Raw genomic sequence first — 1854 nt, forward strand, 5'->3', positions numbered from 1 at the left:
ATGGACGAACCCGGCCCCACGGATGTGCTGAGCTTTCCGATGGACGAACTGCGCCCGGGAACGGAAGATGCGCCGACCCCCGAGGGTCTGCTGGGTGACATCGTGTTGTGCCCGCAGGTCGCTGAGACCCAGGCTCAGGCCGCAGGTCACTCCACGATGGACGAACTGATCCTGCTCACCACCCACGGTCTGCTGCACCTGCTCGGTTTCGACCACGCCGAACCGGCGGAAGAGCGAGAGATGTTTGCTCTCCAGCGAGACCTCATCGTCCGATTCCACGCGGCAGAACGCCGTCGTCTCAAGCCGTGACCGCGGCCCTCCTGCTGGCTGCGGCAGCCCTCCTGGTCGCCTTCGGTGGTCTGATGGCGGCGGTGGATGCAGCACTCGGAGTGACCTCCCGTTCAGACCTCGAGGAGATGAGTCAGTCCGGGCGCAATGCCGCGTTCATCCGCGGAATCGCCGATGACCCTGCGGCGCACGCGAACGCCTCTGGCTTCATGCGCGTCTTGTCCGAGACCACCGCGGCGGTGCTCGTGACTGTTGCGCTGACGATCCTGTTCGACAGCATCTGGTGGGCGATGCTTGCTGCAGCGATCATCATGACTGGGATCTCGTTCGTCGTGGTCGGCGCGAGCCCGCGCAGTGTTGGGCGCCTGCACGCGAAGGGGCTGCTCCGGGGCGCCGCTCCCGTCATCCGTGCGATGCGCATCGTGCTGGGCCCCCTCGCCCACGGTCTCGTCGCGCTCGGCGATCGCGTCACCCCGGGTGTTGCTCGGGGATCCTCGTTCGCCTCGGAAGAGCAGCTTCTCAGCATGGTCGACGAGGCGGCGTCTCAAGACCTCATCGAAGAGGATGACCGCGAGCTCATCCACTCCGTGTTCGACTTCACCGACACCTATGTGCGGGCGGTCATGATTCCGCGCACAGAGATGGTGACTGTCGACGCTGACACGACGACCAAGGACGCGATGGAGCTGTTCCTCGACAAGGGAGTCTCGCGCGTTCCGGTCGTCGACGACGAAGCCGATGACGTCATCGGGATGCTCTACCTCAAAGACCTGGTGCAGTTCGCGTACCGCGATGAGGCAGGATGGCGCGCTGCTGCGATCTCACAGCTCGCGCGACCTGCCGTGTTCGTCCCCGAGTCCATGCGAGCCGAGACCCTGCTGCAGCAGATGAAGCGCGAGGCCGTGCACGTGTGCATGGTGGTCGATGAGTACGGCGGGGTCTCGGGCCTCGTGACCCTCGAGGATCTGATTGAGGAGCTTGTCGGAGAGATAGCCGACGAATTCGACCCGCGGGCCACCGAGATCGCCGAAGTTGCCGAGGGACGCTACCGCGTGAGTGCCCGACTGGGGCTGGCGGAGGTCGGGGAGCTCTTCGACCTCGATCTCGAGGACGACGAGGTCGATTCGATCGGGGGACTGTTGGGCAAGCAACTCGGCAAGGTACCGCAGCCCGGTGCGGTGACGGAGTTCGAAGGCCTGCGAATCACCGGCGGCGCTTCCCGCGGCAAGGGTCGAGGCATCACGACCGTGTTCGTGGAACGCATTCCGCTAGCGACCGACGCGGAAGGCGACGCAGCTGCCGACGACGAGGGCTCGGCCGCGACATCCGAGACATCATCTGAACGGAAGGTGCGCTCGTGAGCGCCAGCGATTATCGGTCCGGCTCTGATTTTCGGTCCGGCTTTGTGACCTTCGTGGGGCGCCCCAACGTCGGCAAGACCACGCTCATGAACGCCCTCGTCGGCGAGAAGATCGCGATCACCAGCGACAAGCCGCAGACCACCCGGCGCGCCATTCGCGGCATCCTGAACCGCCCCGGCGGGCAGATCGTGATCGTCGACACCCC

The 1854-nt window shown here is 65.5% G+C and carries 3 protein-coding genes; all 3 read left to right on the top strand.

Features of this window, described 5'->3' with window-relative positions; all coding sequences use genetic code 11:
- Positions 1–309, top strand: a 309-nt coding sequence (gene ybeY / locus Q1V87_RS02100) for an rRNA maturation RNase YbeY (protein ID WP_300590645.1), incomplete at its 5' end; no start/stop codon positions are given.
- Complete coding sequence (locus Q1V87_RS02105; RefSeq protein WP_300590646.1) at positions 306–1649, top strand: hemolysin family protein; 1344 nt, start codon at positions 306–308, stop codon at positions 1647–1649. The genes ybeY and Q1V87_RS02105, both read left to right, overlap by 4 nt.
- The coding region (locus tag Q1V87_RS02110; RefSeq protein ID WP_300590647.1) for a GTPase at positions 1646–1854 on the top strand (209 nt) is incomplete at its 3' end. The genes Q1V87_RS02105 and Q1V87_RS02110, both read left to right, overlap by 4 nt.

The organism is Microbacterium sp. (genome assembly GCF_030149085.1).
GTDB lineage: Bacteria > Actinomycetota > Actinomycetes > Actinomycetales > Microbacteriaceae > Microbacterium.